This is a genomic window from Geitlerinema sp. PCC 7407 (assembly GCF_000317045.1).
In the GTDB taxonomy this organism is placed as follows: domain Bacteria; phylum Cyanobacteriota; class Cyanobacteriia; order PCC-7407; family PCC-7407; genus PCC-7407.
In genome coordinates this window covers 4,195,614-4,210,936 of record NC_019703.1, presented here as the reverse complement: position 1 = coordinate 4,210,936, position 15,323 = coordinate 4,195,614, and the positions used below count along the sequence as shown (strand labels likewise).

Annotated in this window: 15 protein-coding genes; 7 read left to right on the top strand and 8 right to left on the bottom strand. The window is 57.5% G+C overall.

The genetic code is table 11. From position 1 onward, the window contains the following. Positions 1-18: 18 nt before the first annotated feature. A complete protein-coding gene (locus tag GEI7407_RS17175) occupies positions 19-987 on the bottom strand; it encodes a ParA family protein (protein ID WP_015173481.1) in 969 nt (322 codons plus the stop codon). Between the two features lie 364 nt (positions 988-1,351). Here GEI7407_RS17175 and fghA point away from each other — a divergent pair, with 364 nt between their 5' ends. Genes fghA through GEI7407_RS17160 form a run of 3 tightly spaced genes read left to right on the top strand, consistent with a single transcriptional unit; the run spans position 1,352 to position 3,325 of the window. After that, entirely contained in the window at positions 1,352-2,236 is an 885-nt protein-coding gene (gene fghA / locus GEI7407_RS17170; protein ID WP_015173480.1) for an S-formylglutathione hydrolase, read from the top strand. Then, positions 2,229-2,921: a glutathione S-transferase family protein gene (locus GEI7407_RS17165; RefSeq protein WP_015173479.1), complete on the top strand. Its 693-nt coding sequence runs from the start codon at positions 2,229-2,231 to the stop codon at positions 2,919-2,921. Before fghA ends, GEI7407_RS17165 begins: the two co-directional genes overlap by 8 nt. Then, positions 2,921-3,325, top strand: coding sequence for a PPC domain-containing DNA-binding protein (locus GEI7407_RS17160; RefSeq protein ID WP_015173478.1), 405 nt, complete (start codon positions 2,921-2,923; stop codon positions 3,323-3,325). The genes GEI7407_RS17165 and GEI7407_RS17160 overlap by 1 nt, the downstream gene beginning before the upstream one ends. Here the strand turns inward: GEI7407_RS17160 and GEI7407_RS17155 are convergent. The 5 genes from GEI7407_RS17155 to GEI7407_RS17140 all read right to left on the bottom strand — a co-directional run bounded on the left by GEI7407_RS17155 (position 3,258) and on the right by GEI7407_RS17140 (position 10,092). Beyond that, positions 3,258-4,280 carry an RsmB/NOP family class I SAM-dependent RNA methyltransferase gene (locus GEI7407_RS17155; RefSeq protein ID WP_015173477.1) on the bottom strand — a complete coding sequence of 341 codons (1,023 nt, stop codon included), beginning with the start codon at positions 4,278-4,280 and terminating at the stop codon, positions 3,258-3,260. The two genes, GEI7407_RS17160 and GEI7407_RS17155, sit on opposite strands and share 68 nt — an antisense overlap. Continuing rightward, on the bottom strand, positions 4,228-5,301 hold the full coding sequence (gene mnmH / locus GEI7407_RS17150) for a tRNA 2-selenouridine(34) synthase MnmH (RefSeq protein ID WP_015173476.1): 1,074 nt from the start codon (positions 5,299-5,301) through the stop codon (positions 4,228-4,230). The genes GEI7407_RS17155 and mnmH overlap by 53 nt, the downstream gene beginning before the upstream one ends. A 35-nt stretch (positions 5,302-5,336) precedes the next feature. Further along, positions 5,337-7,592 (bottom strand): selenide, water dikinase SelD, encoded by a 2,256-nt coding sequence (gene selD, locus GEI7407_RS17145; protein ID WP_015173475.1) that lies wholly within the window; start codon positions 7,590-7,592, stop codon positions 5,337-5,339. Between the two features lie 87 nt (positions 7,593-7,679). Continuing rightward, positions 7,680-8,702, bottom strand: a complete 1,023-nt coding sequence (locus tag GEI7407_RS21180) for an SGNH/GDSL hydrolase family protein (protein WP_015173474.1) — start codon at positions 8,700-8,702, stop codon at positions 7,680-7,682. Further along, a complete protein-coding gene (locus tag GEI7407_RS17140; protein ID WP_015173473.1) occupies positions 8,677-10,092 on the bottom strand; it encodes an MBOAT family protein in 1,416 nt (471 codons plus the stop codon). The genes GEI7407_RS21180 and GEI7407_RS17140 overlap by 26 nt, the downstream gene beginning before the upstream one ends. A gap of 293 nt (positions 10,093-10,385) precedes the next feature. On the opposite strand from GEI7407_RS17140, the gene GEI7407_RS17135 reads away from it, so the two are divergent. From GEI7407_RS17135 to frr, 3 genes are all read left to right on the top strand, one after another. Further along, positions 10,386-10,931: a thioredoxin family protein gene (locus GEI7407_RS17135; protein ID WP_015173472.1), complete on the top strand. Its 546-nt coding sequence runs from the start codon at positions 10,386-10,388 to the stop codon at positions 10,929-10,931. A gap of 73 nt (positions 10,932-11,004) precedes the next feature. Then, the gene (pyrH, locus tag GEI7407_RS17130) at positions 11,005-11,733 is read left to right on the top strand and encodes a UMP kinase (RefSeq protein WP_015173471.1); all 729 of its coding nucleotides are present in this window, start codon (positions 11,005-11,007) and stop codon (positions 11,731-11,733) included. Further along, entirely contained in the window at positions 11,720-12,268 is a 549-nt protein-coding gene (frr, locus tag GEI7407_RS17125) for a ribosome recycling factor (RefSeq protein ID WP_015173470.1), read from the top strand. The genes pyrH and frr overlap by 14 nt, the downstream gene beginning before the upstream one ends. A 108-nt stretch (positions 12,269-12,376) precedes the next feature. On the opposite strand, the gene GEI7407_RS17120 is transcribed toward frr, so the two are convergent. Further along, positions 12,377-12,562: a hypothetical protein gene (locus tag GEI7407_RS17120; protein WP_015173469.1), complete on the bottom strand. Its 186-nt coding sequence runs from the start codon at positions 12,560-12,562 to the stop codon at positions 12,377-12,379. A gap of 439 nt (positions 12,563-13,001) precedes the next feature. On the opposite strand from GEI7407_RS17120, the gene GEI7407_RS17115 reads away from it, so the two are divergent. Then, positions 13,002-14,132, top strand: coding sequence for a geranylgeranyl reductase family protein (locus tag GEI7407_RS17115; RefSeq protein ID WP_015173468.1), 1,131 nt, complete (start codon positions 13,002-13,004; stop codon positions 14,130-14,132). A 106-nt stretch (positions 14,133-14,238) separates the two neighbouring features. Here GEI7407_RS17115 and GEI7407_RS17110 read toward each other — a convergent pair whose 3' ends face one another. Next, a complete protein-coding gene (locus GEI7407_RS17110) occupies positions 14,239-15,006 on the bottom strand; it encodes a PEP-CTERM sorting domain-containing protein (protein WP_015173467.1) in 768 nt (255 codons plus the stop codon). Between the last annotated feature and the right edge of the window lie 317 nt (positions 15,007-15,323).

The window sequence follows — 15,323 nt, the reverse complement described above, 5'->3', positions numbered from 1 at the left end:
GCGTGGGGCGATCGGGTCTTATTCGAAGTCTTGGAAGTCCACTTTGGTGGGCGATCGCCGCTCTCCGGTTGCCGTTGCCATCTTCGCCAAGAACTCTTGGCCCAGCTTCGTAAAGGCCCGCGCCCCCGCCGACTGGGGATTGGAAATCACCACTGGCGTAAACCCATCCACCGCCTTGGACACGCTCACATCAACGGGAATTCGCGTCCCGAAGATCTTGTCTGTGGTGAACTCCTCCGTCACCCGCCGCATCACTTGCTGGTAGTAGCGCCCCGTGATCAGGTTCCCCGACAGCGTGAAAACGACTCCCAGCAGCTTGATCTTGATGGCGTGGCCGAGCTCCTGGTGGGCCTCGCGCAGCTTCTCGATGCGCCGCTCTAGGAGCTGGATCCCGATCAGCGACAGGGGCTCAGGCCGCGCCGGCAGCAGATAAAAATCGCTGCTCACCAGGGCGCTGCGGGTCAGCAAGTTGTAGCCCGGTGCACAGTCCAAAATGATGAAATCGTAGTCCTTGATCACGGGCTTGAGAATCTCGTGCAGCAACTGCTGCTCAAGGGTGTTCCAGGCCTGCTCGAAGTTGTCGTGGGCATCCCGAACAGTCTTGTGGTGGAGCGTCCGCGAAATCAAGAAGTCGTCATATAGGTCGATGTCGCCCGGTAGGAGATCAAGGCCCTTGACCGTGGCCACGTAGGGGTGGATGGTGTCATTGACCGTCAGGACTGAGCGGCTCTCGAGGGCGGGGCTCTGGGAAACTGGCGTCGGCTGCACCACCTCTTGGATCAGCTGCTTGAGGGTGCGGCGGCCCTTGCGCAGCTTCGAGAATTCTTGGGGAGGAATCATACTCAGCGTGGCGCTGATCTGGGTGTCCAAATCAACCACCAAAACGCGCTTGCCGTGATTCTTGGCAAGACAGGTAGCAAGGTTGACCGTGAGCGTGGTTTTGCCGACGCCGCCTTTCATGTTAACGGTGGCAATGATGTGTGCCATGCGTTTGCTTCCTTTGCTGAGCGATCGCGGTTGGGTCAGGGAGGGTTGGCGCCAGAGTCAACGACCAAAATTGGCGCTGCTCTGGTCCTGGATCAGTTTGACATACTCTCTGAGGGAAGAGCGTCAGGTTCTGCCACGCAGGAGCGGCGAGCGAAAACCCAGAAAACCCCTAAATCAGGGGGCCGACGGGTACCCAAAAGGGTTTCAAAGTCGCGCAATTGGCCAGATCTGCTGGTTGCAAGTTTGCCAGAGTTTGAGCCGGAGGGCGATCGCACTGGGGCCTCGATCTCCAAAAATCTGCCCCTAGGATTCTGTCACTACAATCAATAATCAGAGGTAAGGCAGTTGAGCTTCAGGTGAAACTATGACAACTTCGCTGCAATGCCTACAAGAGCATCTTTGTTTTGGCGGTCAGGTGGGCCTGTATCGCCACCGCTCCGAGGCCTGCGCTGGGGATATGCGCTTCGCGGTCTATGTGCCGCCCCAGGCGCAGCACGGGCCGGTGCCGGTGCTCTACTTTTTGTCGGGGCTGACCTGTACGGAGGAAAATTTCATCACCAAGGCGGGGGCCCAGCGCTGGGCGGCGCACTACGGCCTGATGCTGGTGGCCCCTGACACGAGCCCTCGGGATGCGGGTATTCCGGGAGAAGACGACGACTGGGACTTTGGCACGGGGGCAGGCTTCTACGTCGATGCGACGGAGTCGCCCTGGTCCGACCATTACCGCATGTACAGCTACGTGGTGGAGGAGCTGCCCCAGCTTGTGGCTCGCCACTTTCCGGTGAGCGATCGCGCGGGGATTTTTGGCCACTCCATGGGCGGTCACGGGGCGCTGGTGTGCGCCCTGCGCAATGGCGATCGCTACCAGTCGGTGTCGGCCTTTGCCCCCATCAGCGCGCCCATGCGCTGTCCCTGGGGCCAAAAAGCTTTTAGCCGCTACCTCGGCGACAACCCAGAGACCTGGAAGGCCTATGACGCCAGCGAGCTGGTGCGCGTGTCTCCCGTCCCGACCTCGATTTTGATTGACCAGGGCACGGCGGATTCGTTTCTAGAAACCCAGCTGATGCCGGAGGTGTTTGCGGAGGCCTGTACCCAGGCGGGGCAGCATTTCACGCTGCGCATGCAGGCGGGCTACGACCACGGCTACTATTTCATTTCCACCTTCATCGAGGACCATCTGCGCCACCACGCGGCGATTTTGTGTCCGGAGTCGGTGGGCCATCACAAACGGGAGGGGCACCATGGCTAAGGTCGAGATTTACAGCGCTCAGGTGTGTCCCTTTGCCCAGCGATCGCGCCTGACGCTGCTGGAAAAGGGGGTGGACTTTGAGGTGATCGAAATTGACCTCAACCACAAGCCGGACTGGTTTCAGTCGGTGTCGCCCTACCTCAAGGTGCCGGTGGTCAAGGTGGGCGACGATCGCGTGTGGGAGTCCTCCATCATCAACGAGTACCTGGAGGAAGTGTTTCCCGATCCGCCCCTGATGCCCCCGACGCCGGTCCAGCGGGCGATCGCCCGCATCTGGATTGACTTTGCCAATAACCAGTTCATTCCGGCTTTTTACAAGCTGCTCATGGCCCAAGAGGGCGATCGCCAGCGAGAGTGGGCGACGCAGCTGTCGGCGCACCTGCGCTTTTTGGAGTACGAGGGTCTGCGAAAAACCTCGGAAGGGCCGTTTTGGCTGGGCGATCGCGTAAGCCTGGTCGACCTCACCTACGCGCCGTGGTTCGAGCGCTGGTCTGCCCTGAGCCACTACCGGGGCATAAAAATTCCGGCGGAGTACACGCGGCTGCACCAGTGGTGGCAGGCGATGCAGGCCCGCCCCTCGATGCAGGCTACCCAGCAGCCCGCCGAGTATCACATTGCCGCCTACGAGAAGTACGCCAACGACACCGCCACGGGCATCACGGCCCAGGAGCTGCGGCGGACCTGATGGATACCTTAGCGCTGCGGCTGCACCCCGGCGATGACTTGCGAGGGGCTCTGGCGGATCTGGCTCTGGCCCAGGGCTGGGAGGCCGCGTGCATCGTGACGGCGGTGGGCAGCCTGGGGCAGGCGGCGCTGCGCTGGGCCGGCCAGTCGGAGACCACGCTGCTGACGGGGCCGTTTGAGATTCTCTCGCTGTCGGGCACGCTGTCGCGCCACGGCCTGCACCTGCACTGCGCGATCGCCGATGGTCAGGGCCGCACCTTTGGCGGTCATCTGCAGCCCGGCTGCCAGATTTACACAACCGCCGAAATCGTGATCGCCCTGCTGCCCCAGTACTGCTTTAGGCGGGAGATGGATCCGCAGACGGGCTACCTGGAGCTGGAGATTGGGCCGCGTGAATCCACTTAAGGGCGGGGTGGGCCAGAAACTCCGCCGGGATCGACGCGCGATCGCCGGTGTCGGTGTTGCGAAACAGCACCGCAAAGCCCCCCGCCCCTAGGCCTCCCTGGGGAAACATCCGGTAGCAGGGCAGGTCGCTGAGCCGGGACTGGTAGGCGGCCAGATGGTCGACGCTCTGGGCCTGAAACTGAGGAAAGCGGTCCCTCAGCCACTCGGCCACCCGCTCGTTTTCCTCCGGCGAAAAGGCGCAGGTCATGTAGGCCAGGTATCCGCCGGGCGCGACGGTTTGCGCGGCGTTGGCCAGGATGCGCTTTTGGCGATTGGCGTTCTTGTTGATGTTGACGGGGTGAAAGCAGCCGGGAGCCGTTTCTCCTTTGGCGAGCAGGGACTGGCCGCTGCACGGCGCGTCCACGATCGCCACGTCCATGGTTTGGGGCAGGCGGGCCGCCAGCACCTGGGTGTCGAGGCTGAGGACCACGCGGCGGCGATCGCCCGGATCGCTTACCCAGCAGCGCTTGAGGTTGCTCACCAGCATGCCCGTGCGCTTGCCGATCACCTCGTTGCTCAGCAGCAGCTGGGGGTCGAGGGCGCGGGCCGCAAACAGGCTCTTGCCGCCGGGGGCCGCGCACAGATCCAGCACCCGCTCCACCGGCCCCGGGATGCCCAGCAGCACCGACGCCTCAAACACCGACGAAAAATCCAGGCAGTAAAAATAGCCCGCCTGATGTAGGGGGTGGCGTCCGGGCTGGCTGCCGTGGGGCAGCCGATCGATCCAGGCGGGCTGCCAAGGCAAGGGCGGCACCGGCTCAAAGGGCGCGGGATCCGGGCGATCGCGCCCCCACAAGATGCAGGGGTGAAAGGGCTGTGGCTCGCTGAGGGCCTGCACAAAGGCGTCCTGGTCCGCCGAATCCTCAAACAGGCGACGGCTCAGTTTCAGCAGCAGATTGGACGGTGGGGTCGGCATGGGGAAAGCGGCGGGCAGCCTCGGCCATCAGGCGCTGGGCAGCGGCGAGGGCATCGAGGCCAGAGACATCAACAGAATGGCGCGCCACAGTGCGACGCTGCAAATCATACTGATAGGTCTTGTCGTAATAGTCCAGCACCAGGGCAATGGCGGGCGCGAGGTCTCCCTGGGCGATCGCCTCCACAGCTTCGCGGGTTTTTTCGCCCCCCAGCTTTTTGCGGATGCGCTCGGTGGCCTCGATCAGCTCGGTGCGATCGGCCTGGCCGTAGTCCTTGAGCAGTAGCTCGATGCGCTCAGGGCGCGATCGCTCGATTTGCAGCACCGAGGCCTGGTCCATCTGAGCAAATAGCTCCGCCGGAATGCGGCAGCGCCCCACCTGTCGGCTCTCCGCCTCGATCCACACGGGCCGCTGGGGGTCAAAGGCGAACCATTCCAGGGCCAGCAGATTTTCGTAGTGCTCGGTGGTGGGCTGGGGCGGCAGACCCAGACTGCCGTAGCTGCTGCCGCGATGGTGGGCCAGCCCTTCGAGATCCAGCATTTGAGCCCCCAGGCCCGCGATCGCCCGCAGCACATCGGTTTTGCCCGTGCCGGTCATGCCCCCCACGATGACGATGGGTCGCGGCCGGCTCAGCGTCTCCCGCACCCACTGCCGAAACCGCTTGTAGCCGCCCTCCAGCAGCGTCACCTGGAAGCCCGCTGTCTCCAGCAGCCACGCCAAGCTGCCGCTGCGCATTCCCCCGCGCCAGCAGTGCAGCCGCACCTGTTTCTCGGGAGCGAGCTCCTTGGCCCGCCGCACAAACTGCGCCATCTTCGGGCCGACCAACTCTAGGCCCAGCTCCACAGCGGCGTCGCGGCCTACCTGTTTGTAGCAGGTCCCCACCTGGGCGCGCTCCTCGTTGTCAAAGAGCGGAAAACTGAGGGCGCCGGGAATGTGGCCCTGGCCGTATTCGCCGGGGCTGCGGGCATCCAGAATTGGTCCCGGAGCGTGCAGAAAAGCGTCAAAATCAAGAATTTGCGGCATGGACAATAGCAAAAATGAGCGGGCGGTCCCTGCTTCTAATCTAGAACGAGGTGGATGGGGGCTTCGGCATCGGTGCGCGGGGTGACGTGGCCGATGAGGGCGCTGTCTCGGTAGCCCAGGGCCTGGAGCTGGGCCACGCAGTCCGCAGCGCGATCGCCCGGAACCCCTGCCAGGAGGCCGCCGGAGGTCTGGGGGTCAAAGAGAATCGGGTAGCGGGGATGGCCCACGGCCTCGGCCAGATTGGCGATCCAGTGGCGCGATCGCAGATTTTCGGGGTGGAGGGAGCTGAAAAGGCCCTGGGCCAGGGTCTCGGCGGCCCCCGGCAGCCAGGGCAGGGCGGCCAGATCGAGGGTCACGTCCACCGCCGAGGCCCGCACCATTTCCACCAGGTGCCCCAGCAAACCGAACCCCGTAATGTCAGTGCAGGCGATCGCCCCTGCTGCCTGGAGGCACTGGGCCGCTGCCTGGTTGGACTGGCGCATGGAGGCCAGGGCTGCTTCGATCCATTCTCCCTTGGCCTGGTAGCGCATGTCGGCGGCAAAAAGGGTGCCCGTACCCAGGGCCTTGGTCAAGATCAGGGCGTCCCCGGGAGCCAGGCCGCCTTTGCGCAGCAGGCGATCGCCCGCCACCAGCCCATTGCAGGCCAGCCCGAAGACCAGCTCCGGCCCTTCGGTGGTGTGGCCGCCCACCAGCGGCACAGATCCCAGGGCCTGGAGAGCGCCCGAGAGCAGCTGATAGAGGGTTTCTTCGATCTTGGCTTCGGTGCCGTAGGGGACGGTGACCATGGCCAAGACGCTCTGGGGCTCGGCGCCCATAGCGTAGAGGTCGCTGAGGCAGTGCTGGGTGGCGATCTGGCCAAACTGGAAGGGGTCGGCGACCAGGGCCCGGAAATAGTCCAGGGTGTGGACCATCAGGCGATCGCTGGGGACCGCGACCACCGCCGCATCGTCCGGCGCGTCCAGCCCGATCAGGATATCCAGGCGATCGCCCCCTGGGGGATGCTCCGCCCGAATCCGCGCCAGCACCCGCTCCAGGACCGAGCTGCCCACCTTGGACCCGCAGCCTGCGCAGCGCATGGGGCTCAGCGCCTCGGAGTTTTCTGCGGATGTCACCTCCATCACCGGCAGCTCGTTAAAGCGCTCCATGAACCGGCGATCGATGGCGTCTTTCCAGCGCCACAGCAGGGGCCAAGGCCCGACGCCCAGGGGACCGCGCACCGCGATCGCCTGCTCGTCTCCCGTGCCGATCAGCTTGAGAAATTGTTTCTGGGGTCGGTAGGGCTTCAGGGGCTCTCTTCGGAGCGATCGCCGCAGATTGTCGGCGAGGGGCTTGCCCTGGCGCACCGCAAACACTCCCGCCTTGGGGCGCGGGTGGTTCACCATCGTGGCGATATCCCCCGCCCCAAACACTCGCGGGTGAGAGATCGACTGGAGGCCGTCATTCACCGCCAAAAAGCCCCGCTCATCGGTGGCGAGGCCTGCGGCCCGAATCCAGGGCGCAGCCGACGCCTGGGTCACCCAAAAGGTGCGATCGCTGGGCACCTCCAGCCCCGAGGCGCAGCACACGCGATCGGGCTCCACCGCCGTCACCTGCTCCTGCAAATGAATCTGCACCCCGCGATCGCCCAGGATCCGGGTCAACTGGCGCGTCACCCAGGCATTCTCTCCGGGCAAGAGCGCCGCGCCCCGATGGATCAGGTGTAGGGTCAGGCGATCGGCTGGCTGCCCCGCCTGACAATAGATCGCCGTCAGCTGCCGGTGAATCGCCAAGGTCAGCTCCACGCCGCCCGCGCCGCCTCCCACCACCACGATGTGCCGGTCTTGCTCAGGCGCAGCGGCAACTTGGCTCCGCAGCGCGTCCCAGCCCGCGATCAGCGCCGGAATTGGCTTGGCGGCGATCGCATACTTGGCCGCTCCCGGCACCGCCGTCACCGTCGGCGTACTGCCGATATCCAGCGACAGCCAGTCAAAGGCCACCGGGGGATGCTGCGCGCACAGCACCCGCTGCTGCGCCAGATCCAGCCCCACCACCTCATCCACCCAAAACTGCACCCCAGCAAACTGGCACAGCCGCCGCAAGTCAATGTGGCACTCATCATAGCTATAGAGGCCCGCCACATACCCCGGCAGCATTCCCGAATAGGGCGTTTGGGGTGTCTGATTGATCACCGTCAGCCGCACCCCGGGCACCGGGTCCATCGCCCACTGGCGCAGCACGAGGGCATGACTGTGCCCCCCGCCGACGAGTACGAGGTCTTGGGTGATGCTTGAGTGTTTCAAATCGGGCCTCATATAAGAGGTAAGACTGCTCTCAAATAGGGATTTTTACTTTCAATCCAGTGTTCTTTGAATTGAGTTTTTAACTGGATAATTAAATTTTTAACCAAAACATGCTTGATGAGCTTTTGGCCAAAAAAAGCGATGCCCTTGAGCATTGAGATGGTCTTGATTAGCAAAATGGGACAACGACTGTCTAAAGTCTAAGTCCCTAAAATCAACGTATGGAATGTGATGTTTTTGAGCAAGTTCTTTATAGACCTCTTCGGATTCTCGAAAACGTTCCGGACTAATCTCTGCTTCATAGGCGAGATACTCTTCTGTTACGGGAGGGCGAACTAAACAAACATTGGCGCCTTTTTGTTTCAAGAAAATTAAAGTCTTTTCTAGACGTTGGGCTCCAATCGACTGATGAGATAAGGGTACGGGAGTTTGTTCTTTGACCCTAGCTAAGGTTCGTTCCAGACGAATTTCTGGTGGGATATCACCCCAGTGTTCTGCATTCATTTGTTTCATCCAATCTCTGAAACTGCTGCTTTGAACAGTTTCAGAGATTGAGGTATGGGTAACAGCATCCTTTAAAAAGAGCGGCATGCCAGGTGTTAGTCCGGGCTCTAAAACATAAAAAGGCCAAGGCAAAATCTGACGAGAAAAAGAATTTTTTGGCAAGCGCACAAAATCGCTTGTTTGTCTATCTTTTGCTAAAAGTTGAGGGCCTACCCCTAAGATAACTTCGTCGGGTTTTCGGTACCTAAACACGAATTGAATAACCCTTTCTTGCTCATAAAAACTAATGCCGCCAATACCTAAAGACGCAAAATCTTCGATTTTTGCTTGTCCGCCTACCTGAGAATCACCAATTACAATATTTTGAATGTTTTTGTCTAAATCTAGCACCCTACGTATGTAAGCTTGACTAGAGCAAGATCCTGGATTGTTTTTGCTAACTAACTTACAGTAATAATTCCCAGAATCTGTCATTTTTCGAGAGGCAAATTCTAGAAAATATAAATTAATTGCTGTGACTGTTGAAAAGAGCATTAGATAAATAATGCCTTTAGATGGTTTCAGATCTATAAATTGAATTCTTGATAAGAATCTAGAACTCAAAGTATATAAATTCATAAGGCTCCCCTTCTAAAACAAAAATAAGTGCAATCCCGTAAATGAAAGCTGTCAAAAGCGCAAATCGAATTTTTGGCTTCCATAGAGAATTAGATCCATCTAAGCCAAAAATTCTGGAACTGTTAGGGGCTATCCAACAAATTAAGATCCCCAAGATCACAAAAAGATACTGATTGGAATAAACAATGTCGAAATTTAACTTTGAAAAGAGTGCATTGTAGTAGTCGATAAACTGTAGGCCTGGAAGACGGAAGGGTATCCAAGCTAACGATACAGCGATAAAGGTTATGGCTGGACCTATCCAACTTATTGTCTGATTAAGCTTGGATGAGAGATACTCTTTTACTTGGTTGTTATAGCTGTGATTGATAACCAGTAATACTCCATGAATGCCTCCCCAAATAATAAAATTAAAGCCCGCTCCATGCCATAGTCCTCCTAGAAGCATCACGATCAAAAGATTGATATATTTTCGACTAATTCCTTTTCTACTTCCTCCCAACGGAAAGTAGATATAGTCTCTTAGGAAGTTGGAAAGCGTAATGTGCCACCTCCTCCAAAAGTCGATAATAGAGGAGGACTTATAGGGAGAATTAAAGTTTATAGGTAAAGAAAAGCCAAATATATGACCTAAGCCAATGGCCATATCTGTATACCCAGAAAAATCAAAATAAATCTGTAAAGTGTAAGCAAACATCCCCAACAGAAGGAAGTTAGTGCTCAAATCTGGATTTGACTGAGAAAATTGTTGAAATATCGGATCTGCTATGGCAGCATATCCATCAGCAAAGACGACCTTCTTAAAGAGGCCTAGAGTAAACAGGCTAACTCCTAGTGTTATGTTGTCAATTGTTACCTGAATTTTCTTGTCTTGAATATTTTCAAGAATCTCTTGCTCTTTAACAATGGGACCCGCAATCAATTGTGGAAAAAAGGTAACAAACAAAGAATATTCAAGAAAGTTACATCTTGTACTCTTTTGATTGTATGAGTCAACAATGTAAGCGATTTGCTGAAAAGTAAAAAAAGAGATTGCTAAAGGCAATTTAGTGTCTGGGAAATCTACTGATAGATTGGTGACTCCCGAAAAAATGTCCAAAAGAAAATTTCCATATTTGTAATACGCAAGAAGTCCTAAATTAAAAACTATTCCACCAATTAAGATCAGTCTTTGACGATTCTTGATTAGAAGATTTCCAATTAAATAGTTGACTAGTATCGAAAGTGCTAAAAGTGGCAAATATTGCGCGCCACCAAAGCTGTAAAAAATAAAAGAAAAAAATAGAAGAAAAGGAAGGATGAAAGATTTGGAAAATACTTGTACGATAGAGATTGCAATGATAACTGTCGGCAGGAAAAATAAAATAAACTCTGCGGATGAAAAAAGCATTGCGTTATGGAAGTAAAGTGCTTTCCTGTTTCTACAGGGAATGGTTAAATCTTATGAACTTGCCTTGCTGAATACAGCAATATGCCTAGATGTTGCTGAGGACTGGAATGTCTTTTGCTTAGTTTGTTTGCTCTTAATCCTTTCAGTCTGTTTATTGAAAAACCGTGAAGAAATTGATAAATCCGGAATTATTATCCCAACTTAGGAGTTTATGGTAAAGGCGATTCCTGTAGCGTTTGTCTGTAGCATCATTACATGATGTAAGTGTTTTGCGAGTCTGGTGAACAGAACGTATGGATAAGACTGGTACTCCCATCGGTAGCTATGCCCCTGATTTTGAGCTGCCGGGTGTTGATGAGACCGTACACCACCTGGCCCGCTACCTAGAACGGTTTCAGGCAGTGGGGGTTGTTTTCCTGGGCAACCACTGTTCTTGGGCGCAGGCCTATCTGCCGAGACTGCGGGCGATCCAGGAGCAGTTTCAGGACCAGTCCTTTACCCTGATCGGGATCAACGCCAATGATGCCAGCCAGTCGCCCGAAGACAGCTTCGAGCAGATGAAGGTGTTTGCCCGCGATCGCGCGCTGAATTTTCCCTACCTGCGGGACGTCACCCAGGACGTGGCCCGCTCCTTTGGCGTGGTCTACACGCCGGTGGCCTTTTTGCTCGATCACGAAGGCATCTTGCGCTACCGGGGGGCGATCGACGACAGCCCAACCCAGCCCGACCAGGTCCAGACGCCCTATTTCCAGCAGGCGATCGCCCAACTGCTGGCTAGATCGGCCATCTCGCCCGAGCAAACCGAGGCCAAGGGTGAACCGGTCAAGTGGCGCGCCTGAGAGCTATCCCAAGGGAGCAGTTTGGCTGCTATCGTAGGTTGGAAGTCATTACAGTCAAATCAAGACACATTGAATGGGGATAACATACCGTCGGGTCCTGCTAAAGCTAAGCGGTGAAGCGCTGATGGGGGAATTGTCCTACGGCATTGACCCCAGCATCGTCCAATCCATTGCCCAGGAAGTAGCAGAAGTTGCGGCAGCGGGGGTCCAGGTGGCGATCGTTGTGGGCGGCGGAAACATTTTCCGGGGCGTCAAGGGCGCTGCTGCCGGGATGGATCGGGCTACCGCTGACTACATTGGCATGATCGCCACGGTCATGAACGCCATGACGCTCCAAGACTCGCTGGAGCAAATCGGCGTGCCCACGCGGGTGCAGACGGCGATCGCCATGCAAGAAGTCGCCGAGCCCTACATTCGTCGTCGGGCGATTCGTCATCTCGAAAAAGGCCGCGTGGTCATCTTTGGTGCAGGGTCGGGCAATCCTTTCTTCACAACCGACACCACCGCCGCCCTCCGGGCTGCTGAAATCGACGCCAACGTGATCTTCAAGGCCACCAAAGTCGACGGCATCTACGACTCAGACCCCCACCAAAACCCAGACGCCAAGCGCTTTAAGAGTCTGACCTACAGCCACGTGTTGGCCCATGACCTGCGCGTGATGGACAGCACCGCGATCGCCCTTTGCAAAGACAACGACATCCCCATCGTCGTCTTTGACCTCTCCGTTTCCGGCAACATTCGTCGTGCCGTGATGGGAGAATCAATTGGAACCATTGTGGGAGGTTTCTGTGAAGTTAGCTGAAGTCGAAGTTCATATGCAAAAGGCGGTGGAGTCAACGCAACGCGCGTTCAACACCGTCCGCACCGGCCGCGCCAATGTATCCCTGCTCGATCGCGTGACGGTCGAGTACTACGGTACGGAAACGCCGCTCAAGTCCCTGGCCAACATCAACACGCCAGACGCGACCACCATCACCATTCAGCCCTACGACAAGGGCAGCTTGAATGTGATCGAGAAGGCCATCTCTCTGTCAGACATCGGCCTGACTCCCAACAACGACGGTTCGGTGATCCGGCTGAATATCCCCCCGCTGACCACCGATCGCCGCAAAGAGCTGGTCAAAATGGTCGCCAAAATGGCGGAAGAGGGCAAGGTCTCGGTCCGCAACATCCGGCGAGACGCCATCGACGCCATCCGCAAGCAAGAAAAGAGCAGCGAGGTCTCCGAAGACGAAGCGCGCGACCTGCAAGATCAAGTCCAGAAGCTGACGGACAAGTACTCGACCCGCATTGAAGAAATTTTGGCTGAGAAAGAGAAGGACATCATGACGGTCTAGGCGAGTGCACTAGGCCCAGATCAAATAAAAGGGGTGGCGATCGCCACCCCTTTTGCTTGAAGAGAGTTTCAAAAATAATGCGGTTAGCGGGGCCAGCGCTGTGTAGAACTAGGCAGGTTGCAGAGCGCCCACGCCGGCCAAAGAACGCGATCGCACAACGTAGGCCAAGTGAAGGGGATAGCCTTGGCGCGAATAGATCGCATCGATACACTTGAGCGCGGTCTCTCGGCGATTGTAAGTGCGGACAACCTTCTCGGTTCCATTGGCGTAGCGGACACAAACTTCCCAGACCATTGCCCTGACCCCTAAGTGCTAAACCAACTTGCTATTCCGGTGAAAACAATTCTTGGCTTACTTTGTGAAGCTTTCATGAATCATGCTAAAGGCTCAGTGAAAGCCTTGCACTCCGTGCAACTAACCAAATATTCGAGGCTAAGATGAACAAGGTTTTTGTGTTCTCGCTCAAAGTTGAGTAATTCTTGTTCGAAAGAAGGCTGTACTATTACGGATCTTTCTAGGAAAAAAAGCCTCAAACTGCTGAGAAATTCATGTTACTCAAGGCGCGATTCCTAGAAAACCCTGAGAAGTGATTCTCCTAGGACAGCCTAAGCCTCCGTATCTCTCAAGAAAAAATGTGCAGGTTCTGGGTTCACGAAAGCTTAAAAAAAGTGAGCTGAGATACGGAGGCTACACTAATTGCTAGAGCGTGTTCAGGAGTGAAATTCTGCATCCTATGTTTGATTGCGTTGTTGTCGGTGCTGGCCCCGCAGGTGGTGCAGCCGCGTATCACCTCGCTAAAGCAGGTCGCTCGGTTGTCATCGTGGAAAAAGACGCTTTGCCGCGCTATAAGCCGTGCGGCGGCGGGATTTCGCCTGCGATCGCCCAATGGTTTGACTTCGACTTTTCCCCTGTCATTTCTCGCAAAATTAGCAACGTCCGCTTTACCTGGAAGCTCGAAGACCCCGTTGATGTCGTTCTAAAAACTCCTGAACCCATGTGGATGGTTCAGCGGGACGTCTTTGACCACTTCCTGGTGCAGCAGGCCCAGCGCCAAGGGGCGGAACTGCGCGACCAAACCGAGGTCACCGGCATTCAGTTTGTGGGAGACCACTGGCAGATCAACACGGCCCAAGGCCCGATTGAGGCCCGCTACATCGTAGCTGCGGACGGTGCGCGCGGCCCCATGGCCAAGTGGCTCGGCTTCAAAGACCGCAAGCAGCGGCAGGCGGCGGCCATGGAGGCGACCTCGCCGACGCCCAGCGAGGATGCGGCGGTGCACTTCGAGTTTGGCCTGATCAAAAACGGCTGTATCTTCAATTTCCCCAAGGCCAACGGCTATTCCATCGGTCTGAGCACGTTTCTGGGCGGCGATCTGCGTGATCCTGCCGGGGCAATGACTGACTACGGCGCGCACTTTGGCATTACCCATTCGGGCAGCCAGCAGTATTTTTACCCATTGTGCATTTGGGATGGCAACCAGATCCTCCACACCCAGCATGCGGTCGTGGCGGGAGAGGCAGCTTCGATGGTGGATCCGTTTATCGCGGAGGGCGTGCGCCCAGCGATTTTCAGCGGCGTGAAGGCAGCAGCGGCGATTCATCAGGCCCTGGCCGGGGATCTCAATGCCCTAGAGAACTACACCAAGACGATCCACGAAGAGTGGGGCTCGGATATGGCCTGGGCTCAGCGCTTGGCGGGGGTGTTTTACCGCATTCCCAAGATCGGCTACAAGATCGGCGTCAAGCGGCCGTCGGCGCCGGAGCGCATGGGCAAGATCCTGTGCGGCGAGATGCGCTACTCCGACATTGCAGGACGCGCGATCAAGCGCCTGAGCGGCAGCCTGATTCCGGGGATGGGCGGGTGAGGCCCAGTTTCTAACATCTTGAAAAGGGCGATCGCCCGTCTTTGGCGTGAGGCCGGGGGCGGGCGATCGCTTTTTAAGTTTTCTCAAGGGACTTTGCTGCCGGGATCTAAGCGGCAGAGCGGCGGCGTCGCCGACTGACCCAGAGGCCACTTAGGGCCAGCAAGCCCGCGATCGCCCCCGGTTCGGGCACCGTTTCGACCGCGAAGGCCCCATTGTTGTCATCGTAGGCGCCGGGCGGTCCGCCAAAGCCGAAGCCGTCAGCCACGCCCAAGAACAGGCGCGTTGCGCCCGTCGGTGCGATGAACTTTTGGCGCAGGCCGTCGACAGTCTGCCCGTCCCCGATGAAGAAGACCTGACCGAGCTCGGGGGCGAGGCTGCTGAAGTTGGTGCCCAGGCCCCCGGGCGTGAAGTCCAGGCGGGCGGGTGCTGCGCCCGCTTGGGGATTGTCGTCATTCAAGAACAGGCCGACCAGGGGACCCTGGGGACCCAAGAAGCCGCTGATGCCGCCCAGGCTGTTCAGGTTGGTGCCGCTGGTGCCGTTGCCGTCGGGACCAAAGAAGCTGGCCGAGGGGGCGTTGTAGTAGTCCACGCCGCCGGTCACCGCAAAGGCAAAGGTTTGGCCCGCGATCGCCGTCAGCCACTGAGGAAAGGTCTCGGGCAAAAAGTCCGCATTGACGTAGCCGTGGCGCAGGAGGGGAAAGGACGGATCCGAGCTGCCCAAGGCCGGAATCGTCACGTCATCACGCCCCGCTAGGAAAATCGCGTCGGTGCCATTGACGCTCAGCGAAGCGGCGATCGCCCCGCCCGCGCTCATGCCCGTCACAAAAGTTGCCGTAGCCGCTAGGCCCAAAGCGCTCAAAGTCAGTCGGTGCATGGAAAACCTCTCTAAGAAATAGAAGCAGGATTCCCCCATGCCCTCAGCAGATAGGTCAAGGTTGGGAGTCGGTCAAAAGACCCAACGTCAGCAAAAAAATGGATTGAGGTGCTGCCCAAGGCGGCCTCCCCGCCCCCTTGCGGTCAAGGGTGTAGCACTCCTATGGCGTGCAGGGCTCTCACCTGCCGAAAACCGCTGGCAATGATGCGTCCTGAATTAACGGAACTGCTGCGGTATGGGAGTCAAACTAGAGGCTGCGATCGCGCGGTCAGGAGTTGCCGGCGGCGCAGCGTCTAAGGGTTTCTACAGGGGCATAA